The sequence below is a fragment of the Thermanaerovibrio velox DSM 12556 genome, assembly GCF_000237825.1.
Lineage (GTDB): Bacteria > Synergistota > Synergistia > Synergistales > Synergistaceae > Thermanaerovibrio > Thermanaerovibrio velox.
The window spans coordinates 379967-403268 of the sequence record NZ_CM001377.1 but is presented as its reverse complement, the minus strand read 5'-3'; the positions used below and the strand labels follow the sequence as shown (position 1 = coordinate 403268).

Here is a 23302-nt window from a genome sequence, read left to right as displayed (position 1 = left end):
GATCACCCGCCCCTTCGCCCGAAACCGAGGACCTTCTTCACAAAGCTTCCCTCCCCCAGAAGACCCCCGGGCTGAAAACGGATCATAAGCAAGAGAAGGGCCCCATAGAGGAGCATTCGGTAGTCCATCAGGGACCTAAAGGCCTCGGGCAACACACCAAGCACCACCGCCCCCAATATGGGCCCCCAGAGCGTCCCCATACCGCCCAACACCACCATGGACAGGAACATGACCGAAACGGGGAACCCGAAGTCCCCGGGGCTTATGAACCTCATGTAGTGGGCATAGAGGGCCCCCGAAAGGGCGGCCAGCTTGGCACCGAACACGAAGGCGGCTAGCTTGAACTTGACAGGGGGTATCCCCATGCTGGAAGCGGCGGTCTCATCCTCCCTTATGGCGAAGCAGCCAAGGCCCAGCCAAGACCTCTTAAACCACCAGCACGACAGGACCGCCAGGGCCAGGAACCCCAGGGACAAGAGGAAGAAACCGTTCTCCCTCAGCTTCTCCCCGAAGAAAACCACCCTCGGTATGCCCCCTATCCCAAGGGCCCCACCGAAGAATGGGGTATAAAGGAAGACGGCCTCCACTATGAAGTTTATCCCTATGGTGGTTATGGCCAGGAAGTCCTCCCTGAGCCTTATGCTGGGAAGGCCAAGAACCGCCCCTATCACCCCCGCCACCAGCATCACCAACGGAAGGGCCAGCCAGAAGGAGATGCCGTTGGTGGTGAGCATGGCGCAGGTGTAGGCCCCTATGCCGAAGAAAGCCGCATGCCCCAAAGATATCTGCCCTGCGTAACCCACTATGACGTTGAGCCCAAGGGCCGCTATGGCCTGTATGGCTATCATGGTGGCCACGCTTACGGCGTAGTCGCTCAAAGGAACTCCCCCCTTCCTATCGGGCCCGGCGGCCTAGTAGCCCCTGGGGCCTTAACAACAGCACCGCTATCATGGCGATGAAGGCCAGGGCATCCCTCGGAAGCGGCACGTTGGCGTACCCGATAAGCATCGTCTCCGCCAATCCCAGGAGGAGGGACGCCAGAACCGCCCCAGGGACAGACCCCATTCCCCCCACCACTATGAGGGCCAGGGTCTTGTAAGCCGGGACCGCCCCCATGGTGGGGTAGACCTGGTTGTAATATATACCCACTAGGATCCCCGCCAGGGCAGCGGTGGCAGAACCGATCACGAAGGACATGCTGACCACCAGGGGGCTGTTGACCCCCAGCGACGACGCCACCTCCATGTCCTGAGAGGCGGCCCTCATGGCAAGGCCGAACTCGGTCTTGGAGGTGAGAAACCACAACCCCACCAAGACCACCGCGGTGGTCACGTAAACCCCCATGAGCTGAGGGGACACCATCAGGTGCCCCAGTCTAAGGGATGGGAAGGGCAGATCCGCGGGAAAGGAGTGGATGTCCGGGCCCGCCGCAAGCCTTATGAGCTCCTCCAACGATATGAAAACCGCTATGCTCCCTATCAGGGGCACGTAAGGGGGGTATTTCAACAGGGGAAAGTAAACCAGCTTCTCTATGACCACCCCAAGACATGCGCACACCGCCACCGCCCCCAGGACGGACAGCGCGAGGCTGTGGGTTGCCCCGTAAACATAAAGCCCCACGTAGGCCCCAACAGAGTAGACCCCCGCATGGGCCACGTGAAGTATCTTAAGGATCCCGTAAACCAGCGCCAACCCCAGGGTGGTAAGGGCATATATGGCCCCCACCGCAAGGCCGTTGAGAAGCTGCTCAAGGAATAAGTCCATATGCAAACCTCCCCTCCTTGATTCCAACCCTTCCACCGCCAGAAATACCAGGGGAAAGATTTTAATTTATATTTTAACTTTGGCTCCGTTGACCGATTTACAGGACTGAAGGAAAGCACGTCTGTAATATATAAAAAATTGGCCCAAGTGTCCAACCCCAAAAACAACGCCCAACAGGCGAAGACACGGAAAGATCAGGTTAAAAATAGTTAACTAAAATAAGATTCCCGGAACCCATAGGGGAAAGGATTAAAGCAGCGCCGGCACAACCGATGTTCCACGCCAACACCATGACGGCCGAGTGGGCCCCCAAAAGCCCCAAAAACCAAATCCCCGGCAAAGAAGACCCCCGCTGCGATAACCGAACAAGCCTTGAGCGGCAACTTCGCACGGTGAGACGGCCCATGAACCCCCAAGGATACACTTCACTCAGCACATCAAGTGATTTTATTGTAATTTTACTGATATTTTGACCCAACGAACTCATAAGGGCTATAATACGACACGAAAATGCGTTTTACGGAGAAAACAATATCAATATCGCATAAAATCACAAAACACCGACAAACAATTTTTAAAAATAACATCGGAGGTGCAAGAAGCATGAATGAAGGAAAAGTACGGTCATATCCAAGCCCTCAAAGGGCTGAAACTTGTCCACTGCTACTAGGGGTGATCTTCACCTTGGTGGTGGCAACTCTAGGGAATGCCCTATCACACCTTCCGGTCTTGGATAGAGTGGGGGCAATGCTGACCTCCATACTCCTGGCAGTGCTTTACCGCAACACCGTGGGATATCCGGAGGGATTGAAAGATGGCATCCGCTTCGCAGGCCAGAAGGTGCTGCGCTTCGCCATCGTGCTGTACGGCTTCAAGCTGAACATCCAGGTGATCATCCACAAGGGGGCATCCCTGTTGCTCTACGACGCCCAGAGCATAGCCCTCTCCATAGCGGTAACCATGCTCATCGCCCACATCATCGGCGCGGAAAGACGCCTCTCCCTGCTGCTCGGCATAGGCACCGGGGTGTGCGGAGCGGCGGCCATCGCCGCCGCGGCACCGGTCCTTGAGGCCGAGGAGGAGGAGACCGCCATAGGGGTAGGCATAGTTGCCCTGGTGGGCACCATCTTCGCCCTGGCCTACGCCTTCCTACGCAGCCGCCTGCCCCTATCACCGGTGGAGTACGGCGTATTAAGCGGCATCAGCCTTCACGAGATAGCCCATGTTGCCGCCGCAGCCTCCCCCGCCGGGCCGGATGCCCTGGCGGAAGCGCTTCTGGAAAGCTTGGACGGGTGTTCCTAATGGTTCCCCTGGTGTTCACCATCGCCATCGCCAACCGAAAGCGCGGGGGATCCCAAATGCGGGGCAACGTACCCTTCCCTTGGTTCCTCGCGGGGTTCATCGCCACCAGCCTTATCGGCACCTACTTCCCAATACCAAAGGACCTCCTAAACCTCATATCCACCGGAGCCTCGTTCCTGCTGGCCTCCGCCATGGTTGGGCTGGGATTGAACGTGCACCTTGCGAACCTAAGGGAAAGGGCCCTAAAACCCATGGCGGCGATGCTTACGGCCTCGGTGGTCCTCTCCTTGGCGTCCTACTTCACCATAACCCATTAAGAGGGAAAACCCGACGCAAGACCCTTAGCCTGCTTTAAGTTAAAAGTGATAAAATCATCTCGCATAAGCCTTTAAACTCCTCAAGGCAATCCCGCGAAAGGAGCAATCCATGAAGTCACGTTCCCGTTTAAGCATGACTATCATCACGGTCCTCCTGGCCCTGCAGGTGAGCGTTCTACACCACTCCGCCGGGGCGGTCTGGGCTTCCGAGGGAAGCCCCTCCGGGGAAGCCGCCGTTCAAACCGCCTCCAAGGGGAATCTAGGGCCTTCCGACAGGGTCAAAGCCCTCAGGGACCTTGGTTTCGATGCCGCGGCGGACCTGCTGGAGGCAATGGAGGCCGCTGGATTGACCCCCTTGATATCGCCGGACCTCACATCTTCCCAAGCCACCTCCGAGGACCTCATGACCCCAAAGACCTCCTCGGTCTCCGGGGTGGAGATAACCGACGCGACAGACGGGGCCTCCCTCAAGGTGGTACAGAGGGGCAAGTCGGTTAAGGTCACGGGGCCCTACTTTCTCCAATCCGACCGGGGGGATCTCTACCAGGAGATGGCCCTTTGGGCCATCAGGTCCGGCAAGTCCGCCACACAGCTCCCGGACGGTACGGTCCAGATCGGCCCCTTCGAAAACCCAACCCAGGCGCTAGAGGAGGCGGAGAGGTATCCCCAGTGGAACGCCTCCTGCGTGGGAACCCAGGAAACCTCCGGAAGTTCCACCAGGCTGTATTACGCGGTTCTGCGGATAGATCCCTCCAAGCTTAAGGTGGAACCGGTATTCGCCGGCTCCTTCGGCATGGGAAGGGCCCCCATGTCCTTCCTGCACTCCAACTCCAAGGGGGCGATCGCCATGGTCAACGGCGGCTACTACTACAACTCCTTCCCGCTCGGCACGCTAATTCACCGGGGGATACCAATGGGAAGGCCCATCCCAGGGCGCTCCGCGGTAGGCATAACACCGGAGGGCTCGGTCTTCTTCGGAGACGGCACCGCATACTTCGGAGTCCGGTTAAGGGATACGATCCTCCCGATAAGCGACTTCAACATACCCCCCAAGAACGGGGAGCTCTCCATATTCAACCCCTCCGCCTACAGGCCCGGGCTGACCGGTGGAACTACGCTGCTTTGGGTAAAGGATGGAGCGGTTTCGGCAGCAAATCAAGGGGACTACGTCCTGGTGGGCACCGGCAGGGCAGGGGAACTCCTTTCCACCGCATCCATGGGCGAACCGGTGGAGCTGGTTAGCAACTTCGCGTTCCCCCTGTTCCAATCCTGCAGCATGGTTATCCAAGGGGGCCCCATGATAGTGGAAAACCGAACCCCCCTTCGCCGCCAAGAGGGGCTTTCGAAGACCATAACCCATCGGCGGCACCCCAGGACATTGGTGGGCATAGACGGGCAGGGGCTAGTATTCATGGTCATAGACGGCAGGAACGGCCACAGCGACGGGGTAACCCTGGAGGAGGCGGCACAGATCGCCCTGGAGGAGGGGTTGACCGCGGCGTTAAACCTGGACGGCGGGGGGTCCTCACAGATGATATGGCGCTCCGTGACGGTAAACAAACCGTCGGACCGGCGGGAAAGGCCCATTCCCTACGGGATCGGGGTATTTGAGCCCCGGTGAGATCCCCTTATCTCCACGTCCAGCCTGGGGTACGGGAAGGAGATCCCGCTCCTCTGGAAGGCCTCCTTAAGGAGCATGCGGTAGCGCCTTCCAACCTCCCAGTGTCTACCGGGCTGGGTCTTTATGAGGGCCCTCAGGGTGATGCAGCTCTCCCTAAACTCCACTATGCCCTGAATGCTCGGGGGCTCCAGAACGACATCCCCCATCTCCCCCATGAGGGCCCTACCACACTCCTCCATAACCTCCATCGCTTCACCGGGGTTCGATTCGTAGGGTATCCCAACCTCCACCTTGGCCACCGACCAACCCTTGGTCTGGTTCACCACGGTGGTTATCTGTCCGTTCGGGATCACTATGAGCTCCCCGTCAAGGTTCCTCAGGTGGGTAACCCGAAGCTTAAAGGACTCCACCACCCCGCTGAAGCTCCCTATGGTGACCACGTCCCCCACGTTGAACTGGTCCTCCAAGAGGATAAGGATCCCGCATATGAAGTCTTTTATCATGCTCTGGGCCGCCAGGGAGATGCCCAACCCTGCCACACCCATACCGGCCAGCAGGGCCTTAACGTTCACCCCAACCGCATCCAACATCGACAGCGCAACAGCCACCGCCACAAAGGTCCTAAGGGTCGACAAGCCCACCCTTTCCAGGGTATCAAGGCGCTTCAGGTCCCCCTCCGACTTGGCCCTGCCCCGGGCTATACCTATGCCGTGTCTTATGAACCTCTTGATAAGCCAATACAGCGCAGACCAAAGGACTAGATCGTCCAGGACCCCAAGGAAATCCCACCAGAGTAGGTCCGCCATGGCAAGCAGCTTGCCCTTCAACCGTCTATCACCTCCAAGGGCATTTTATCACCCCGCTCTCGAAGCAAAGGGATAGGATCCCAAGGGACCTAAAACGCGGATGGGGGGAGCTGCCCCCCATCCGCAGGGTAAACACCTTCAACAGGTTAACATGGAACCGCTCAGGCCCCCTTCTTTGAGGCCTCCGGATCCCCCACCAGGTCCAGCTCCACGGAGGGGGCCATTCGAGATATGAGATCCTGAAGGGCCTCCCGATCGGAGCGTTTAAAGATCACCTTCCAGCCCGACGTGTCCCGCTCGAAGAAGGCCAGCATCTTGTCCCCCCTGAAGGCAAGGGTGATGAACTTCACCTCCCCCCAAGGGAGCACCTCCCTCCTGGACCCCATCCAGGTGCGGATCTCCTTGACTATCCCATCCTCAGAGGCGAAGAACTTCTTGTCCACCCCGGTGGCGTACAAGCAGGCAGCGCCTATTATGAACTTGGCGCTCACCTGCCCTCCAGCCCCGAAGAAGAAGGACCTCATGGCATCCCCCAGGAGTAGGATGCCCAACGCTGCGGCAACAAACTTAAGCCATCGGGGCAGGGATCCCGCCCCGACGGCCTCTATCCTATGCTGGGACAACTTAACCCTCCATCAGTTCCGCCGGCCTGTTCTTAGCTATCACCGGCTCCCCGTCCTTACCACGCCAGGCTACGCCTATGCCGAGGTAGGTTATGATTATGGCCATTATTGGGTTCAGCCAGTTGAGTATGGCATAGGGAGCATACTCCACGGTCTTAACGCCAAGGACGCCGGAGTTATAGGCTCCGCAGGTGTTCCAGGGTATCAGCACCGATGTAAGGGTACCGGAGTCCTCAAGGCTTCGGGAGAGCATCCGGGGGTGCAGCCCCTTCCAGTCAAAGGCGTTCTTGAATATCCGGCCCGGCATGGCTATGGACAGGTACTGGTCACCGAGGAACAGGTTGGAGATGAAGCTGGCGGTTATGACAGACGCTACAAGGCCACCAACGGAACGTACCACCTTGAGAACGTGGTCCAATATGACCTCAAGGAACCCGCACCTCTCCATGATGCCGCCAAAGGACAGGGCGCAGGTTATGAGGGCTATGGTGCTGTACATGGAGGACATGCCGCCCCGGGTAAGGAGGTCGCTGAGCAAGGTGCCGACCTCCTTGGCCATCTCCGGCGCCACCCCGGAGATACCCGCCTCCTGCAGTATCTTGGCCACCGCCGCCATGTCAGACGCCTCCGCCAGCTTGGCGGAGAGCTGAGCGGTGTATCCGTCCAGCGTTACGTTGAGCACATCCCCTATGCCGTAGCCGTTTAATATCGCAAGCACGCCCCCCGCCACAACACCGGCGAAGAGCCCGGGGATCGCCGGAATCTTCAGGACGCACATGGCTATGACCAGGATTGGGGGGATCAAGCCCGTAACGCTTATGTTGAACTCCCCGCCCAAAATCGCCTGGATCGCCCTTATCTTGGCCGCATCCAAGGAGCCACCGGCGTACTTCATTCCAAGGAACACCGCCACCACACATACTATGGCGTATGTGGGAAGGGTGGTCCACATCATGGCCCTTATGTGCTGGAAGAGATCGGTGCCCGCCACAGCGGGGGCAAGGTTCGTGGTGTCCGAGAGAGGGGACATCTTGTCACCCACGTAGGCGCCGGAGATTATGAAGCCCGCGGTTATCGGAGCTGGTATCCCAAGTCCAGCACCTATCCCCATCAGGGCTATTCCAACGGTGCCGCTGGTGCCCCAAGAGGTGCCGGTGGCAAACGACACTATGGAACACATTATGAGTGCCGTGAGAAGGAACGCGGACGGGTTGAGAATCGAAAGTCCGTAGTAGATCATGCTGGGCACCACCCCGCCGGGTATCCAGGTGCCCACCAACATGCCTATGATGTAAAGGATCAGCATGGCCTGCATGCCAACCATGATGCCGTTGACCATCCCCTCTTCTATGTCCCGCCAGGGACGGCCTACAACGAAGCGACCCATGAGGGATGCGAAAGTAGCAGCCACCACTATCGGTATGTGAACCGAGACCTCCCAATAAAGGACCCCCGCACCTATGAAGGCGGCACTGAAAAGGAGGACTATTACAGCCTCCATCAGGCTAGGCTTTCTGTACTTCCTCTCTTCCGTCATAGCCTTAACCTCCCCCTTATTGTTTTATCTAAACCCCCTGGAAACCCACCTTAACCCATCCAACACCTCCCCTTTAAATTGTACTGTCCCTCTGACGATTATAATCAACCATACGCCGATGTCCAGAATAAATCATCTGAATCATCAATACAAATAAAGGGGCTCCTCTTTTAATCAAGAGGAGCCCCGATCAGCATAATCTCAAGTTTTTCTTCACATGTCAACGTATTCCAAAGGGAAAGGCTCACAGGCTACGACCTGGTCTGGCCGTTAAGCCCCATCTCGTTGGGCAGCGGAACATACTGCACCGACGGGCGCCCCTGACCGGACTGGGGGTAAAGCCTCATGAGGGCACATATCTCCTCCGGCATCTCATCGCTCACCGGAAGCCCCATCTCCCGGGCTTCGTCTATGTTTATTGGGTAATCATGAGTCCACCGGCCCTCGGTCAGCGCCTTGGACAGCTCCGAGGCCCTGGACTCATCCATGCCGTTGGACACCAGAAGCCGCCTCACAAAAGCCTCGGTCTGGGATATGGCCTTCCTGGCCACGTCGGCCATTATCAACGTCTGATCATCCACTTCTGATAAGGGCTTCTGCTCCACCACCTTGAGGATTGAAGCCGCAGGCCACTGGCCAAGCTGGGGATCCACGGGGCCTAACACCGCATGGCGGTCCATAACTATCTCGTCCGCCGCAAGGGCTATCAGGGTGCCCCCGGACATGGCGTAGTGGGGCACGAAGACCGTGACCTTGGCCCGGTGCTTCCGAAGGGCCTCGGCGATCTGCTCCGCCGCCAGGAGCAACCCGCCGGGGGTGTGGACCACCAGGTCTATGGGAGTGTCGTCGGGGGTCATCCTTATTACCCTAAGAACCTCCTCGGAGTCCTCTATGTTGATGAAGTTGCGCTGGAACATCCCCCAGAACCCCATGGTCTCCTGCCGGTGAATCAGGGTGATCACCCGGCTGTTCCTGCGGCGCTCCAGGCTCCTCATGGCCTGAAGCCTCATCTGGTTAAGCCGCCACTGCCTCAGCGTGGGACCCATTAAAAACAGGAAAAACAGAAGATAGAACAAGTTTCCTCCCACCACAATCACCTCTCCTCTCCAACCTAAATTTCCTCTTGCCCCTTACCTACCTTGGAACGAACTTCACCCGCTGGTCCTCCAATAGGGCTTCCACATGGATACCCTCCCTAAGGAGCCCCTCCAGCATCATGTCCGCCAGCGGATCCTCCACCAGCTTCTGTATGGTGCGCCTTAGGGGCCTTGCGCCGAACTTGGGATCAAAGCCCTCCTCCAACACCTTCTGCACCACCTGGTCATTCACCGAAAGCCTTATCCCCTTCTCGGCGCATCGGGCCACCACCTCATCCAGCATCATCCGGGCTATGCCCAGCAGCTCCTCCCTCCTCAGGGGCCGGAACACCACCATCTCGTCCACCCGGTTGAGGAACTCGGGCCTAAAGGTGCGCTTCACCGCGTCCATTATGGCCCCCTTTGTCCTGTCCCACCCCTCCAAGGCCTCATCATCACCACCGGACGAAAATCCCAGATGCCCCTTGGAAGCGTCGGAAGCCCCCACGTTGCTGGTCATTATAACCACCGTGTTCCTAAAGTCCACCACGTGCCCCTGGCCGTCGGTAAGACGCCCGTCCTCCAGAAGCTGAAGCAGCAGGTTGAACACATCCGGATGGGCCTTCTCGATCTCGTCGAAGAGCACCACCGAATAGGGACGCCGGCGGACCGCCTCGGTGAGCTTGCCGCCCTCCTCGTGGCCCACGTAACCGGGAGGGGCCCCTATGAGCTTGGCCACCTCGTGCCTTTCCATGAACTCACTCATGTCAAACCGTATCATGGCGTCATCGCTGCCGAAGAGGAACCATGCAAGGCGCCTTGCCAGCTCGGTCTTTCCTACCCCGGTGGGGCCCAAGAACAGGAAGCTCCCCACCGGACGCCGGGGATCCTTAAGACCGCTCCTGGCCCTCCTTATGGCCCGGGCCACGGCGCTCACCGCCTCCTCCTGACCAACCAACCGGCGGTGGATCTCCTCCTCCATCCGAAGAAGCCTCTTGGCCTCCTCCTCGGTGAGCTGAACCACCGGCACGCCGGTCCACTCGGAGACTATAACCGCTATGTCCTCCCCGGTCACCACCGGCTCCTCCTGGTTGCGCCTCACCTGCCAGCGGCGCCTCACCTCCTCCATCTCCTCGTAAAGGCGCCTCTCCTCGTCCCTCAAGGTGGCGGCCTTCTCAAACTCCTGGGACATCACCGCGGACTCCTTCTCCTTCCGAACCTCCTCCAGCCGCTTCTCCATCTCCTTGAGCTCCTCCGGGGCCTCCATGGTCTTGAGCCTGGACCTGGCGGCCGCCTCATCTATCAGGTCTATGGCCTTGTCCGGAAGGTACCGCTCGGTTATGTAGCGCTTGGAAAGCCTAGCCGCAGCGACAAGGGCCTCGTCGGATATCTTAACCCTGTGGTGGGCCTCGTAACGGTCCCTAAGACCCTCCAGTATCAGCACCGTGTCCTCCTCGGAGGGCTCATCCACGTGGATCGGCTGGAAACGCCTCTCAAGCGCCGCGTCCTTCTCTATGTACTTCCTGTACTCCTCCATGGTGGTGGCCCCTATTACCTGGAACTCCCCCCGGGCAAGGCTGGGCTTTAAAATGTTCGCCGCGTCCACCGCCCCCTCGGCGCCACCGGCCCCCACAAGGGTGTGTATCTCGTCCACGAAGAGGATCACGTTCTTGCTCTCCTTTATCTCCTTCACCAGCTTGCGCATCCTCTCCTCGAACTCACCGCGATACTTGGTACCCGCCACCAAATTCCCCACGTTGAGCTGCACGACCCGCTTGCCCTTAAGCACCTCCGGGATGTCGCCGGAAACCACCCGCTGGGCCAGCCCCTCCACTATGGCGGTCTTCCCAACCCCGGGATCACCTATGAGCACCGGGTTGTTCTTGGTCCTCCGGGAAAGCACCTGCACCAGCCGCTGTATCTCCTTGCCCCTGCCTATGACCGGATCCAGCTCCCCGTTCCTGGCGAGCTCCGAGAGATCCACCCCCAGCTGATCAAGGGTCGGGGTCTTGGACTGAGCACCCTTCCTATCCTGATCATCCCCGCTCCGGCGGGGATCCTGAAGCTCCGACGAGGTGCCCGACAGGTAGGCCTGCACATCCTGCCTCACCTTCACCGGGTCAAGCCCCATGCGGTTAAGGATCTGGAACGCCACCCCCTCCCCCTCCGCCAGAAGGCCCAACAGGATGTGTTCCGTGCCCACGTAGTTGACCCCCATGTTCCTGGCCTCCCGCATGGAGAGGTCAAGTACCCGCTTCGCCCGGGGGCTCAAGGGTAGGTCCACCGGCTTATCCTTGGGCTCACCTACCCCCACAACCCGCTCCACCTGCTCCCTTATCTCATCCAGCTCCAAACCCGCCGCCCTCAGCACCTGGGAGGCCACTCCCTCCCCCTCCGCCAAAAGGCCCAACAGGATGTGCTCCGTACCTATGACCTCGTGTCCAAGCCTCAAGGCCTCCCGGTGGGCCAGCTGCACCACCTTCTTGCCCCGCTCCGTAAAGAACTGCCACATGAGACAAACCCCCTTCCATCAAACCCCAACCGGGACTATCAAAAACCGCTTAACGGTTAAAAAGTTAAAAAGGGGCCGGCAAGGATAACCTGCGAAAGAGGCGTCCCCGCCGGCCCGCGGCTAATCACATTTCATCAGGGGCACGATTCCAGCCCCGCAAGCCTTTCCCTCACCAGCTGGGCCCTAAGCCTTCGCCTTCCCTTCCTGTCCAAGGGCCCCTCCGCAAGGGCCTGGATCCTGCCGGGCTGAACGTCCAGCATCAGCCGGTTCCAAAAGGCCCCGCTCATCTTGGGCAGCATCCCCATGGCGCCCCCAAGCCTCACGGAGGACAACAGCTCCATGGTCTCCCCGAAGGATAGGAGCCTCGCGTTGGTAAGTATTCCAAAGGCCCTAAATATCCCGTCCTCCAGGTTCTCCCCCGCCGCCTCTCGAAGGACCTCCCGGGCCCGTTTCTCCTCCTCGCAAAGGCGCCTCACCACCCCGGTGGTCTTCTCCTCCAACTCCTCCTCCGAGGGCCCCAGGGTCACCTGGTTGGATATCTGAAATATGGCCCCATGGGAAGGGGTCCCCTCACCGAAGGCCCCCCGGACCACCAGGCCGAGCTTCTGACACTCGTTGGACACCGCCTCCATCCTCCCAAGACGCGCTAAAGCGGGAAGGTGCACCATCACAGAGGCCCTAAGGCCGGTGCCCACGTTGGTGGGACAGCTGGAGAGGAACCCCAGATCCCCGTGGAAAGCGAAGTTGTCCTCCCCCATGCGGTCAAGAAGGGACTTGGCAACGCACCAGCCCTCCTGAAGGTTCAGCCCCCCAAGGAGAACCTGAAGCCTCACGTGGTCCTCCTCGTTTATCATCACCGACAGAATCCCCTTGAGATCCAACAGTATGCTCCTGCCGGGACCTCCCTGAGCCAGGGCCCGGCTCATCTGGCGGTTCTCCACCAACACCTGCCGAGACAGCGGATCCATGGAGTCGATGTGGTAGATCCGCCGGTCCTTAAGGTGCTCAACGCCGGAGAGTATCTCCAGCACCCGCTCCCTTACCGCCTCAAGGTCCTCCGGGGACGCAAAATGGGGAAAGGGACGGTCCTTTAGGTTCCTGGCCACCCTTATTCGGCTGGACATGACCATGTCCTGGAGGTCACCCTTTGGATCCAGCCACTCCAGGCTCAACGACGCCACCTCACGGGCAAGCAGGGGGAACACCCCCTTCCAAGGCCCTTATGCGGTCCCTTATCACCGCCGCCCTCTCGTAGGCCTCCTCCTCCAACGCCGCCTTAAGCTCCTCCCGAAGACGCTTAAGCTCCCACTGCTGGTCGCTGGGACGCTTGCCCCGGTGAAACTGCCCCCCCTGAAACCGGGCTATGAGGGGCATGAGCCGCCCCCTGAAGGCGTCATAACAGCCGCCACAGCCCAAAAGCCCGGTCTTCCGGAACTGGGACCACCGAAGGCCGCAGGAGGGGCACACCAGGTCCACCCCCTCATCGGAGGTCATGGAGGGTAGAAGATCCTTAAGGGAGATGGATATGGAAAAGGGCCCGGCGCTAAAACCCGCCTTGGAGGCACACTCCCCGCACAGCCAATGCTCCCTAAGCACCCCGTTGGTCAAGGCCTTTATGTTGACGCTCGCTTCCCGTCCGCAACGCTCGCACTTCATGAATATGCCCTTCTCAAGGGAACCTATGACTAAAGCAACACCATCCGCACCGCATCACATCAGGGCAAGGCTGGTTATGAGCCGCTTGAGCAGCTCCGCCCTCATGGTGTCCCTCCGAAAGGCCGGCACGTCGAAGAGGTTCCTGAACTGTTCATCCTGGTTCCTCAAGGCCACCTCTATTATCAGCCGCTCCCGGGGGGTTATGAGCCCCCGGTTCTGCAGGTTCGACAAGAGCCTCTTGCTCTCCTGTTCTGTTATGGCCCGGCCCACCAGCTTCTCGATGTGGTCCACCCGCTCCTTGGGGTCCTTCAGCCTGAGCTGCACTATCCTTATGTAGCCGTGGCCACCCCGCTGGCTCTCCACCACAAACCCATGCTCCGGGGCGAAACGGCTCCTCAAAACGTAGTTTATCTGGCTAGGCACACAGCCAAACCTCTCCGCCAGCTCCTTCCTCCGGAGGGAGATCTGATGTGATCCCGCCTCCTCGAAGAGCCTAGTTATGTACTCCTCGATCGCCTTGGTCAAACTGGACATCACACAAACCCCCCATAGACATTGTTCCATGGGGTAATTCTATCCATTTGGTCAAAATAAATCAAGCCGCAGGGGTCATCAGACCTTGGGCTGTCCCACCCGATTCTCGGTGCCCGCCATGAGGCGCTTTATGTTCTCCCGGTGTCTTAAGGTGGACAGCACCGCCAAGGCGAGGGATGCCCAGCAGTAGGGAGCAGGGGCGCGGAAAAACCACATAAGCCCAACGGAGGAGTAAAGGGCCACTAAGGACGCCAAGGACACGTACCTCGAAGCCCGCATCACCAGGTACCACACGGCGCCTCCGATGAGCGCCGGCCACGGGGAGAACCAGTTGAAGAAGAACATGACCCCAAAGGATGTGGCCACCCCCTTGCCACCCTTAAAGCGAAGCCACACCGGGAAGTTGTGCCCCAAAACGCCGAAGAGGCCCGTAAGGGCCAAGACCAGATGGTCCCTCACCCCCAGCGCCATGGCCAGGGCCACCACGATCCCACCTTTGAGCATGTCCGTAACCGCCACCGCCACGGCCCACTTCCTACCCATAACCCGGCCCACGTTGGTGGCGCCGATGTTGCCGGAACCGTAACGCCTTATGTCATCACCCCGTAAAAGCTTCACCACCAGGTAACCGGTGGGCATGGACCCCGCCAAGTACCCCAAAAAGGGCCAGATCCAATTCATGGTTCCATCACTCCCCAAGGTTTATCAGGGCGTCTCCACAGACAACGCCCTTCCCCTCTTCCATCACGAAGAGGGGGTTAACGTCCAGCTCCAACACCCTCTCGTCCAGGGCAAGCCTGGATATGGCGGATATGGCCTCCGCCAGGGCCCTCTTGTCCAAAGCCCCCCGGCCTCTGAACCTCCCAAGGAGCGGCGAGGCCTTTATGGAGTCCACCATCTCAAGGGCCTCGTCCACAAATACCGGGGCCTTCCTTATGGCCAGGTCCCCAAGGACCTCCACGAAAACCCCTCCGAGCCCGAAGGCCACCACGGGGCCGAACACCGGGTCCCGCTTAACCCCCACTATGCACTCAAGGCCCTTCACCATCTCCTGGACCAGTACGCCCTCTATCTTCGCCCCGGGCACCTCAAGCGCCCGGGCCATGACGGTCCTGTAGGCCTCCTTAAGCTCCTCCGCCCCCCTAACCCCCAACGCCACCACCCCTGCGTCGGTCTTGTGGGGTATCTCCCGGGACATCACCTTGAGGGCCACCGGATAGCCTATCCTCTCCGCGGACCTGAGGGCATCCTCCAGGGTCACCGCCAGCTCCTCCCTGGTGACTGGGACCCCCGCAGCCTTAAGCACCCCCTTGGCCTCGTGCTCCGTTAGGACCCCGCCCATCAGGCCCTCCGGAACCCTGAAGGGCGCTAGGGACCCGGAGGACCCCAAGTCCAGGCTGGAAGAGCTGTCGCATAAGGCCTTAAGGGTCCAAGCGGACTGCCTTAGGCTCCTCAAGACCGGCACGTGGTTTTCCCTCAGCAACTCTATGAACTCCCCCCCGTGCTCCTGGTCTATCAGCCAGGAGCAGAGAAGGGGCATATCGCAGGTCTTGGCGAACTCCGCCACCTGCTGGGCGGTCTTAAGCCCCGCCTCACCGGTTATCATGGAGATGACCACGCTTATCATGTCCACGTCCCCGCTGTCCCTCACGGCCTCCAGGCACTCCTTAAGTCCCAATGGGTCGTTTATAACCTGGGCGGTCACGTCAACCGGGTTCACCGGGGATCCGAAGGGGGGTATCACCCGGCTTATCCTCTCCGCCGCGTTCGGGTTGAGCTTAGGCACCGCAAGCCCCCGCTCGGAACAGAGGTCCGCCATCATTATCCCCGCCCCGCCGGAGGTGGTTACTATGCCCACCCTGGACCCCCTGGGCCTAGGGGCACCGCACATGAGGCCCAGGGAGCTTATGTCCTCCAGGTCCTCCAGGAGGATCGCCCCGTGCTGCTCCAGCACCGCCCTCCAGACCCGCTGGTCCCCCGCCACGGAGGCGGTGTGGCTCTTCGCCGCCTCGGACCCGCTGGCGCTTCTACCAGCCTTCAAGATGCCCACCGGAACCCCCTTGCCCCTGGCGGCCTTAAGCAGCTCCACCAGCCTTTCACTGTCCCTCACGCCCTCCAGGTACATCATCAGCATCCGGACCTCCGGGTCCTCCAGCAGGGCCCTTGAAACCTCCACGGTGTCCAGGTCCCCCTGGTTGCCGGTGGTGACCACGTAGCGGAAGCGGGCTCCCATGTCGGACGCGCAGGCGAAGGATGCAAAACCGAAGGCGCCGCTCTGGGATACGTAGGCAATCCCACCGGGGCTGCCGCCGGTGAACCGGTCGGTGTCCAGGGAGGCAGAGAAGCTCAACGGAATGCCCTTCGCCAGGTTCACCAGCCCCTGGCAGTTGGGACCTAGAACCCTCACCCCGCCGGCTTCAGCCTCCCTAATGACCTCCTCCTGAAGAGCCTGATCGCCCCCCTCCGCAAAGCCGGAGGAGAAGACCACCGCAAAACCTATGCCCCTTTGGGAACACTGCCGAATGACCTGGGGCACCAGGTTGGCCCTCACCGCCACCAGCGCCACGTCCACAGGACCATCCACCTCCAGGAGGTCCCGGTAGCACCTCAATCCCCCTATGCTCTCCCGGTTCGGGTTAACCGGGTATATTCCCCCTTGGTAACGGTACCTCATGAGCAGCTTAAGCGGACGGCCCGATATGCTCTCCAGGTTAGAAGACGCCCCCACCACCGCCACGCCCCGGGGCTCCAAGAGCCCCCTGAGTCCCAACAGGTCACCACAGTCCAACTGTCCCACCCCCAAGGAATGACGGACACATATGAACACATATACGCTGTAGCCCACCTCAAAGGATACTATAACGCCCCCGCGACCCCAAGGGCTCCGGCGTACCAGGATATTTCTTTAGACAAACCCCTCGAGGTACCATAAAATAGTAACATTAAATAAGGCAGGAGGTCTTTCCATTGGCCATAAGGGAAGAGATAGCCAACCTGAGGGTTGACGAGAACCTGACGCTAACGATGCACCTCACCGACGGCTCCCCGATGGTGAACATAATAAACAACGGCACGGGCAAGAAAAAGGCGGTGAGCCCCTCCTGGTTCCTGGAGGAGGGGCGGGAACTGCACATCAAGACCGGGCCTAAGAGCAGCGCAAGCTACACTGTGGCCCAGCTTGACAAGGCCCTGTCGCAGCTCATAACCCATGGGATGACCCACCCTGCGGTGAAGCCCATGATATGGCAGACCTTCAGGGCCCTCACGGACATACTGCACCAGCCCAAGATGGTGATAAGGGAAAACGAGTTCAACATGCTGCCCGAGGAGAAGAGGTTCTCCCTTTGGCTCGGCTGGGTCATGCCCGGGGCCCCCATGGGACGGCTCATACCGTGTTTCCCCGTGCAGGAGAAGGAGCGGGAGGTTCTCCTTTCCGGAGCCGAAGGGAACCTGGACGAGGGGCTCAAGATGGAATCCCAGGAGGTGGGAGTCCAGGGGCTCCAGAAGAGGGGGATCATAACCAAGCTGATGCGGGTAAACCCCCAGAGGTGGTACACCCCGGTCATGACCTCCGCCGCCGCGGCGGTGCTGGGCATGGTGGAGCCCCAGAACCCAACGGAGGACACCTCCCTGGCCCACAAGATATGGGGGCAGCGAGGGGAGGTACAGGTGGTGGGAAGCCTGGACAGGTCCGAGATGGCTCCCTACGCCTCGGACCTCTGCAGGAGGATCGTGGCCTTCATAAGGCACTTCTACGACCTCACCCTCATAGAGGTCGAGCGGACCATAGACGGGCACGACCTGCTCCTAAAGGAGGGGTTCGGTCGCCGGGAGAGGGTGGAGTTCCCGGTGGGGGTGTTGGGGAAGCAGGTATACCAGGTGACCGTTTACGTCCAGAAGGAGGGGGGGCTGGGGGCAATACTGTATCACCCGGTGGGCAACTCGATGCTCAAAGATTGGATCCTCCGGTATCCCCTGGAGGTCTACTCCAACGCCCTCAAGAACGACTCCTGCAGCAGCATGGAGGACCCGAACGTAACGCTGCTCAACATCCTACGGGCCGTAAGGTTCCAGGCCTGGATGGAACGCATACTTAGGATCACAAGAAACAGCCTGCCCGGAGGCATGTAAAGTGCCCAAGGGCCCCAGGGGAAGATCAACGGCCTCCCTTGGGGCTGGGTCTTCCTCTCCTTGGCTTCTTGCCCTGCCTTCCGTGGGCCCCCTTGGATCCGGAAGGGTCCCGTGGCCCCGCCGCACCTTTGCCCCTTCCCTGGGCTTTAATGGCAGGATCCAGGGACTTCTTGATGGGGCCTTGCGGGGGGATGAGGCACCGGGGGCCAAAGCCCACCAGATCCTCCCTGCCCACTTCCCTCAAGGCCTCCTCAACCAGCGAGCGGTTCTCCTCCTTCCAGTACTGGGCAAGGGCTCGCTGCAGACGCCGCTCACGGCCCTTGGGGACGTGGACCCTTCGGCCCGTCATTGGATCCATGCCGGTGGCGTACATGCAGGTGGACCTGGTCATGGGGGTGGGGGTAAAGTCCTGCACCTCCCGGGGCCTTATGCCGAGCCTCTTGAGCTCCACCGCCATCTCCACCGCATCCTCCAAGGTGCAGCCCGGGTGGGAGGTCATTATGTAGTGCACCAAAAACAGCCTACCGCCGGCCACATCCCCGAAGGCCTCCATGAACTTTAGGAGCACCTCAAAGCCCGGCTTGTTCATGAGGGTCGTGACGGAGTCGCAGAGGTGCTCCGGGGCTATCCGCATCTGGCCGCTCACGTGATGTTCGCACAGCTCCCGCAGGTACTCCGGCCGGTCCATCAGAAGGTAGTCGTACCGCACCCCGGAGCGCACGAACACCTTCTTTATCCCCTTCATGGACCTTATGGCCCTCAGGGCCTTGAAGTAGTCCTCATGCCTGGGACGCAGGTTTGGGCAGGGGGAGGCCCCAAGGCAGGACCTGTCCCGGCAGACCCCTTGCCTCTCCGCCTTGGGACAGGGCATCCGGTGAAAGTTGGCGGAGGGACCTCCCACGTCGCTCACCATGCCCTTAAAATCCGGCGACTCCAGGAACCGTTCCACCTCCTCCACCATGGACCCCAAGCTCCTGGGCTGTATGTCCTTGCCCTGATGCATGCTTATGGCGCAGAAGGAGCAGTCACCGATGCACCCCCGGTGGGCGGTAACGCTGAACCGCACCTCGTCCAGGGCGGGGATGTGGGACCCCTGGTACCTAGGATGAGGGAGGTAAGTGAAGGGCAGGGAGTACACCTGGTCCAGTTCCTCCTGGGACAAGGGCAAGGGAGGGGGGTTCTGGAGCAGCACCCCCGGGTCCTGGAGCTGTACCAGTGGACGGCCCCTAAAGGGATCGTTGTTAAGATACGCCAGCCGGAAGGCCTCGCAGTGGGCCGCGGCGCTGGTCCTTACCTCCTCGAATGAGGGGATCACGAGGCATCCTTCGGGCATCTGGTCCTCTCTTATCCTGACGCAGGTGCCCCTGACATCCTTGATGTCCCCCGCGGCCTCGCCGGCGGCCAGGCGCTCTGCGATCTCCTTAAGCGGACGCTCCCCCATGCCGTAGACCAGTATGTCCGCCTTCGAGTCCATGAGGACCGACCGCCTCACATGGTCGGTCCAGTAGTCGTAGTGGGCAAGGCGCCTCAAGCTGGCCTCGATACCTCCTATTATCACCGGTACCCCCTTAAATGCCCGCCTTGCCAGATTGGAGTATACGATGACCGCCCTGTCGGGACGCAGCCCCGGAACGCCGTCGGGGGAGTAGAGGTCCCTTAAGCGCCGATGCCGCTCGGAGGTGTAGTTGGCCACCATGGAGTCCACGTTGCCGCCGCTTATGAGCACCGCAAGCTTGGGCCTTCCGTAGGCCAAGAGCTCCTCCGGGCTGTCCCACCTAGGCTGGGGGGCCACCGCCACCTTAAAGCCCAGCGCCTCGAGCCAGCGGGCCACCACCGCGTGTCCAAAGGAAGGATGGTCCACATAGGCATCTCCGGTTATGAGGAGAAAGTCCGGAGAGTCCCAGCCAAGGCGCGCCACCTCCTCGGGGGTGGCGGGAAGAAAACGAAGTTCTTTGCCCCCTTCGCGGCCCTTTCGGCCGTTACCACCATAGGCCATGGAACATGCCTCCTCTAAGACCACAATTCCCCATCTCCCAGGGGATCCTTCCCCCTCCTAGGAGGCTAAGAGGGGGGCAACAAGGGACCATTGGTGCAGTTCCGCAACTTTAAAGGTCATCGGGCGTCGTATCCCATGGGGTTCCTGCTCTGCCAGTTCCAGGAGTCCCTGCACATTTGGTTTATGTCCATCTCCGGCCGCCATTGAAGTTCCCTCAGGGCCTTTGAGGGGTCCGCATAACAAACCGGCACGTCCCCGGGACGGCGGTCAACTATCCTGTAGGGTATGCTTATCCCCGTGGCGGCCTCAAAGGCCTTTATCACCTCGAGGACGCTGTACCCCCTTCCGGTGCCCAGGTTGTAGACCATCACACCCTTTGACGAGGCGGCCTTCTCGATGGCCCTGATGTGTCCCTTGGCCAGGTCGACCACGTGTATGTAGTCCCTCACGGGGGTTCCGTCGGGGGTGTCGTAGTCGCCACCAAAGACCTTTAACTCCTCAAGCCTCCCGCAGGCCACCTGGGTTATGTAGGGCATCAGGTTGTTAGGTATCCCCTGGGGGTCCTCCCCTATCATGCCGCTGGGATGGGCTCCTATGGGGTTGAAGTAGCGAAGCAGGACCGCGGACAGCAGCCCCTCCTTTGCGGAGCAGAGGTCCCTTAGGATCTCCTCTATCATGAGCTTGGTCCTGCCGTAAGGGCTCTCGGGGCCCAAGGGGGCATCCTCCGGTATGGGGCACCGTTCGGGGGTGCCGTAAACGGTGGCGGAGGAGCTGAAGACCACGCGCCTTACCCCGTGGCGGAGCATGGCGTCGCACAGCGTAACGGTGCCGCAGACGTTGTTATCGTAGTAGTCCAGGGGTCGCTCCACCGACTCCCCCACCGCCTTAAGACCCGCGAAGTGGATGACCGTGTCCACCTGATTCTCGGTGAAAATCCTGTCCAGGAGGTCCTTGTCCCTCATGTCCCCCCGGTAGAACAGGAAATCCCTGCCCGTTATGGCCTTGATGCGGTTAAGCACCTCCGGCTTGCTGTTCACGAAGCTATCCAATCCCACCACTTGATACCCCGCCTCCAGGGTCTCAACGCAGCAGTGGCTTCCTATGTAACCGGCCGCGCCGGTTATGAGTATGGCCATTGAAATAAAACCCCCACGGAATTAAATTACGGCGCACCAAAGGGCTAAACGCCCATGCCTTTTCAATTGTACCATCCAAGGTGACCGTCACCGTGGGAAAGAAGGGAAGTTACCCCAAGGGGGAAAGAGCTTCGGCGCCGTCCAGGATGGAACGGCGCCGAAGGGGGAAATGAAACACCAACGGAGGCAAAAAAATGGTGCCGGGGACGAGACTCGAACTCGTACGGGTTTCCCCACACGCCCCTCAAACGTGCGTGTCTACCAGTTCCACCACCCCGGCACTGACGAGAGGTATTCTACTAGCCCAAGGCGGGCTAGTCAAGGGGACCAGGCCCTAAGATTCTTAAGCTCACTGGGCATCTCGCAAGGGCACCTCCTAAGGCATGAGATCCTTGAACATCGTGACGGCGCAGGAAGGGCAGCCCAAGACCCCAAGGGCATGGGCTACGGGGCTTGGAACCTGCAAGGCCCGTTCATATCCCTTGAAGGTGAAATAACCCTCCGCCCCGCCGGTGATGAGCCACTGATGAGCCACGCCCGAGAGGTCCCCTGTTCAAGCAGCCGTTCCTCCCCAAGCCTAAGCAGTTCTCCGCCGATCCCAAGGCCTTCAAAATCCGGAAGGACGCACAGGGACCTTATCATGCCCCAGGAACCCAAGGGAACTGCCCCCACGGCGCCTATGAGCCGCCTTCCGCTGAGCGCCACGATCATGTGCTCCCTGTGGGCTTCAAGCCCCCGATCGGTGAGCCCTCGGGACCTTAAGAGCATGAAGAGCTCCCTTGTCTCCACGGCGGAGTCCTTGAGCGTGGAGAACAGCACGTCTCCCAAGGGGTCAAAAAAACTGTTGAAAGGCAATCGGGGACTCAACGGGCCGCCCCCTTCCTAGCCAACACCACCGCGCTGCCGAAGGCCTGGTCCAACTGTTCCACCTCGGCCCCGAAGAGCCGTTCCGCGTCTTCACCTGAGAATCGGTACTTCTTAATAACCTTCACATCTACAGAGCAAAACCCCCCCTCAAGGAGCATCGAACGGAAACCCTCCACCGAAAGGGCCCCTGCAAGACATCCGCTGAAGGCCTCAAAGTTCCGCTTAAGCTCAGCAGGGACCGGGCGCAGGGCCACCACGTCGGCGGCCACAAAACGCCCACCCTCCTTGAGAACCCGGAAGGACTCGGCGAAAACCGCCTCCTTCAAAGGGGAAAGGTTGATCACGCAGTTGGAGATGACCACGTCCACCGATAGATCCGGCAGGGGTATGCGCTCCATCCTCCCCCAGGAGGAACTCCACGTTGTCAAGCCCCCAGGCCATTCGGTTGGATCGGGCCCTCTCTATCATCTGGGGCGTCATGTCAAGCCCCACCACGGACCCCTCAGGCCCCACCTGCACCGCCGCCAGCAGGGCGTCAAGCCCAGTTCCACACCCAAGGTCCAGCACCCGCTCCCCGGGCATGAGATCCGCGTGCTCCACCGGGTTGCCGCATCCAAAGGACACGTGCTCCGCCCCCTGGGGCACCACGGACATGTGCTCTTCGCCGTAGTTACCCTCCGTTATGGCCTCCAAGCCTCCACAGCCGCAGCTGCCACAACAGCTTCTCGAAACCAGGTTCTCCGCGTACCTCTTCCTCACCTTCTCCTTTATCTCCCTTGCCCCGTGGGAAGAAAAATCACTAAAGGTCAACGCAATCACACTCCCCTTCTTCCTTCTCAAGGGCCTTTCTAAGCCCCATGAGCAGTTCCTCCACCCCGGAAAGCACCTTGTCATGGGATGCTGGGTCAAGGGCCTCGAGTATCCGAAGACACCGAAGCTCCACGGTGGCGGATATGCGTCTTTCCACCTCCACCCCCTTAGCTGTGAGGGACAGAACGTACCGCCTCCTGTCCAATGGATCCCTCTCCTGGGCCACCAACCCCATTTCCACCAGAGGATCAACGGTCCTGCTCACGGTGCTCTTATGGAGCCCAAGCCTTCGGGACAGCTCCATCAACGACAGCCCGCCGGAGTCTGCGATCTCTCCTAGGGCGTGACACTGGGCCAAGGTTACCCCCCCACAGCATGCCCCATCCCTGTCCAGAAGGCCAAGGCCCCTCACAAGGCCCCTAAGGGCCGCTCTAAGGGCCGAGGCTTTCTCCCTCATGCCCGAATCCGATGGCCTCAAACCTAAGCACCCCCAATAGTTGCAAAAACCAACTGTTTTATATTACACCTAATTTGCCGAGCCACGTCAAGGGGATTGGATAGTTTGTCAACAAAGCCAACTCCTAGGGAATAAATATTTAATAAAATTGCCACAT

20 protein-coding genes, 1 tRNA gene and 1 pseudogene are annotated in these 23302 nt (G+C 60.1%); 3 read left to right on the top strand and 19 right to left on the bottom strand.

The annotated features are described in order from the left end of the window. Positions 1–2 precede the first annotated feature (2 nt). Positions 3–878, bottom strand: a complete 876-nt coding sequence (locus THEVEDRAFT_RS01815) for a branched-chain amino acid ABC transporter permease (protein WP_006583025.1) — start codon at positions 876–878, stop codon at positions 3–5. A 16-nt stretch (positions 879–894) separates the two neighbouring features. After that, positions 895–1764: a branched-chain amino acid ABC transporter permease gene (locus THEVEDRAFT_RS01810; protein ID WP_040825120.1), complete on the bottom strand. Its 870-nt coding sequence runs from the start codon at positions 1762–1764 to the stop codon at positions 895–897. 510 nt (positions 1765–2274) lie between these two features. Between THEVEDRAFT_RS01810 and THEVEDRAFT_RS09755 the strand changes: the two are divergent. Together THEVEDRAFT_RS09755 and THEVEDRAFT_RS01800 are read left to right on the top strand one after the other, a co-directional pair. After that, positions 2275–3383 (top strand): annotated as a pseudogene (locus THEVEDRAFT_RS09755) (YeiH family protein). Positions 3384–3492: 109 nt separating this feature from the next. Further along, entirely contained in the window at positions 3493–5004 is a 1512-nt protein-coding gene (locus THEVEDRAFT_RS01800) for a phosphodiester glycosidase family protein (RefSeq protein WP_006583021.1), read from the top strand. Here the strand turns inward: THEVEDRAFT_RS01800 and THEVEDRAFT_RS01795 are convergent. From THEVEDRAFT_RS01795 to THEVEDRAFT_RS01750, 10 genes are all read right to left on the bottom strand, one after another. After that, positions 4974–5831 (bottom strand): mechanosensitive ion channel family protein, encoded by an 858-nt coding sequence (locus tag THEVEDRAFT_RS01795; RefSeq protein ID WP_006583020.1) that lies wholly within the window; start codon positions 5829–5831, stop codon positions 4974–4976. The two genes, THEVEDRAFT_RS01800 and THEVEDRAFT_RS01795, sit on opposite strands and share 31 nt — an antisense overlap. 140 nt (positions 5832–5971) lie before the next feature. Continuing rightward, positions 5972–6433: a hypothetical protein gene (locus THEVEDRAFT_RS01790; RefSeq protein ID WP_006583019.1), complete on the bottom strand. Its 462-nt coding sequence runs from the start codon at positions 6431–6433 to the stop codon at positions 5972–5974. A 1-nt stretch (position 6434) separates the two neighbouring features. Then, on the bottom strand, positions 6435–7970 hold the full coding sequence (gene nhaC / locus THEVEDRAFT_RS01785) for a Na+/H+ antiporter NhaC (protein WP_006583018.1): 1536 nt from the start codon (positions 7968–7970) through the stop codon (positions 6435–6437). Positions 7971–8221: 251 nt separating this feature from the next. Then, positions 8222–9046, bottom strand: coding sequence for an SDH family Clp fold serine proteinase (locus tag THEVEDRAFT_RS01780; RefSeq protein WP_006583017.1), 825 nt, complete (start codon positions 9044–9046; stop codon positions 8222–8224). A gap of 58 nt (positions 9047–9104) precedes the next feature. Further along, complete coding sequence (locus THEVEDRAFT_RS01775; protein ID WP_006583016.1) at positions 9105–11558, bottom strand: ATP-dependent Clp protease ATP-binding subunit; 2454 nt, start codon at positions 11556–11558, stop codon at positions 9105–9107. A gap of 134 nt (positions 11559–11692) precedes the next feature. Continuing rightward, positions 11693–12763, bottom strand: a complete 1071-nt coding sequence (locus tag THEVEDRAFT_RS01770) for an ATP--guanido phosphotransferase (RefSeq protein ID WP_245522696.1) — start codon at positions 12761–12763, stop codon at positions 11693–11695. After that, entirely contained in the window at positions 12741–13214 is a 474-nt protein-coding gene (locus THEVEDRAFT_RS01765) for a UvrB/UvrC motif-containing protein (protein WP_006583014.1), read from the bottom strand. The genes THEVEDRAFT_RS01770 and THEVEDRAFT_RS01765 overlap by 23 nt, the downstream gene beginning before the upstream one ends. 54 nt (positions 13215–13268) lie before the next feature. Further along, the gene (locus THEVEDRAFT_RS01760; protein WP_006583013.1) at positions 13269–13748 is read right to left on the bottom strand and encodes a CtsR family transcriptional regulator; all 480 of its coding nucleotides are present in this window, start codon (positions 13746–13748) and stop codon (positions 13269–13271) included. Between the two features lie 78 nt (positions 13749–13826). Next, a complete protein-coding gene (gene plsY, locus THEVEDRAFT_RS01755; RefSeq protein ID WP_006583012.1) occupies positions 13827–14429 on the bottom strand; it encodes a glycerol-3-phosphate 1-O-acyltransferase PlsY in 603 nt (200 codons plus the stop codon). Between the two features lie 7 nt (positions 14430–14436). Continuing rightward, positions 14437–16545 (bottom strand): acetate--CoA ligase family protein, encoded by a 2109-nt coding sequence (locus THEVEDRAFT_RS01750; RefSeq protein ID WP_425358271.1) that lies wholly within the window; start codon positions 16543–16545, stop codon positions 14437–14439. A gap of 170 nt (positions 16546–16715) precedes the next feature. Between THEVEDRAFT_RS01750 and THEVEDRAFT_RS01745 the strand changes: the two genes are divergently transcribed. Then, on the top strand, positions 16716–17879 hold the full coding sequence (locus THEVEDRAFT_RS01745; RefSeq protein ID WP_006583010.1) for a hypothetical protein: 1164 nt from the start codon (positions 16716–16718) through the stop codon (positions 17877–17879). A 25-nt stretch (positions 17880–17904) separates the two neighbouring features. On the opposite strand, the gene THEVEDRAFT_RS01740 is transcribed toward THEVEDRAFT_RS01745, so the two are convergent. The 7 genes from THEVEDRAFT_RS01740 to THEVEDRAFT_RS01715 form a co-directional block, all read right to left on the bottom strand. After that, positions 17905–19899, bottom strand: a complete 1995-nt coding sequence (locus THEVEDRAFT_RS01740) for a YgiQ family radical SAM protein (protein ID WP_245522695.1) — start codon at positions 19897–19899, stop codon at positions 17905–17907. Positions 19900–19991: 92 nt separating this feature from the next. Continuing rightward, the gene (galE, locus tag THEVEDRAFT_RS01735; RefSeq protein WP_006583008.1) at positions 19992–21011 is read right to left on the bottom strand and encodes a UDP-glucose 4-epimerase GalE; all 1020 of its coding nucleotides are present in this window, start codon (positions 21009–21011) and stop codon (positions 19992–19994) included. 195 nt (positions 21012–21206) lie between these two features. Next, positions 21207–21291 (bottom strand) — tRNA-Leu (locus THEVEDRAFT_RS01730). A 164-nt stretch (positions 21292–21455) separates the two neighbouring features. Then, the gene (locus THEVEDRAFT_RS01725; RefSeq protein WP_006583007.1) at positions 21456–21878 is read right to left on the bottom strand and encodes a GNAT family N-acetyltransferase; all 423 of its coding nucleotides are present in this window, start codon (positions 21876–21878) and stop codon (positions 21456–21458) included. Then, positions 21875–22222 carry a methyltransferase domain-containing protein gene (locus THEVEDRAFT_RS10070; protein ID WP_281054556.1) on the bottom strand — a complete coding sequence of 116 codons (348 nt, stop codon included), beginning with the start codon at positions 22220–22222 and terminating at the stop codon, positions 21875–21877. Before THEVEDRAFT_RS10070 ends, THEVEDRAFT_RS01725 begins: the two co-directional genes overlap by 4 nt. Next, the gene (locus THEVEDRAFT_RS10065) at positions 22107–22688 is read right to left on the bottom strand and encodes a methyltransferase domain-containing protein (protein ID WP_050802089.1); all 582 of its coding nucleotides are present in this window, start codon (positions 22686–22688) and stop codon (positions 22107–22109) included. Before THEVEDRAFT_RS10065 ends, THEVEDRAFT_RS10070 begins: the two co-directional genes overlap by 116 nt. Further along, the gene (locus THEVEDRAFT_RS01715; RefSeq protein WP_006583005.1) at positions 22678–23166 is read right to left on the bottom strand and encodes a MarR family winged helix-turn-helix transcriptional regulator; all 489 of its coding nucleotides are present in this window, start codon (positions 23164–23166) and stop codon (positions 22678–22680) included. The genes THEVEDRAFT_RS10065 and THEVEDRAFT_RS01715 overlap by 11 nt, the downstream gene beginning before the upstream one ends. Positions 23167–23302 lie beyond the last annotated feature (136 nt).

Excerpts from the sequence above, each read along its gene's own strand:
- THEVEDRAFT_RS01810 (WP_040825120.1), bottom strand. The coding sequence starts at position 1,764 with ATGGACTTATTCCTTGAGCAGCTTCTCAACGGCCTTGCGGTGGGGGCC.
- THEVEDRAFT_RS01775 (WP_006583016.1), bottom strand. The coding sequence starts at position 11,558 with ATGTGGCAGTTCTTTACGGAGCGGGGCAAGAAGGTGGTGCAGCTGGCC.
- THEVEDRAFT_RS01800 (WP_006583021.1), top strand. The coding sequence starts at position 3,493 with ATGAAGTCACGTTCCCGTTTAAGCATGACTATCATCACGGTCCTCCTG.
- galE (WP_006583008.1), bottom strand. The coding sequence starts at position 21,011 with ATGGCCATACTCATAACCGGCGCGGCCGGTTACATAGGAAGCCACTGC.
- plsY (WP_006583012.1), bottom strand. The coding sequence starts at position 14,429 with ATGAATTGGATCTGGCCCTTTTTGGGGTACTTGGCGGGGTCCATGCCC.
- nhaC (WP_006583018.1), bottom strand. The coding sequence starts at position 7,970 with ATGACGGAAGAGAGGAAGTACAGAAAGCCTAGCCTGATGGAGGCTGTA.
- THEVEDRAFT_RS01760 (WP_006583013.1), bottom strand. The coding sequence starts at position 13,748 with ATGTCCAGTTTGACCAAGGCGATCGAGGAGTACATAACTAGGCTCTTC.
- THEVEDRAFT_RS01765 (WP_006583014.1), bottom strand. The coding sequence starts at position 13,214 with ATGAAGTGCGAGCGTTGCGGACGGGAAGCGAGCGTCAACATAAAGGCC.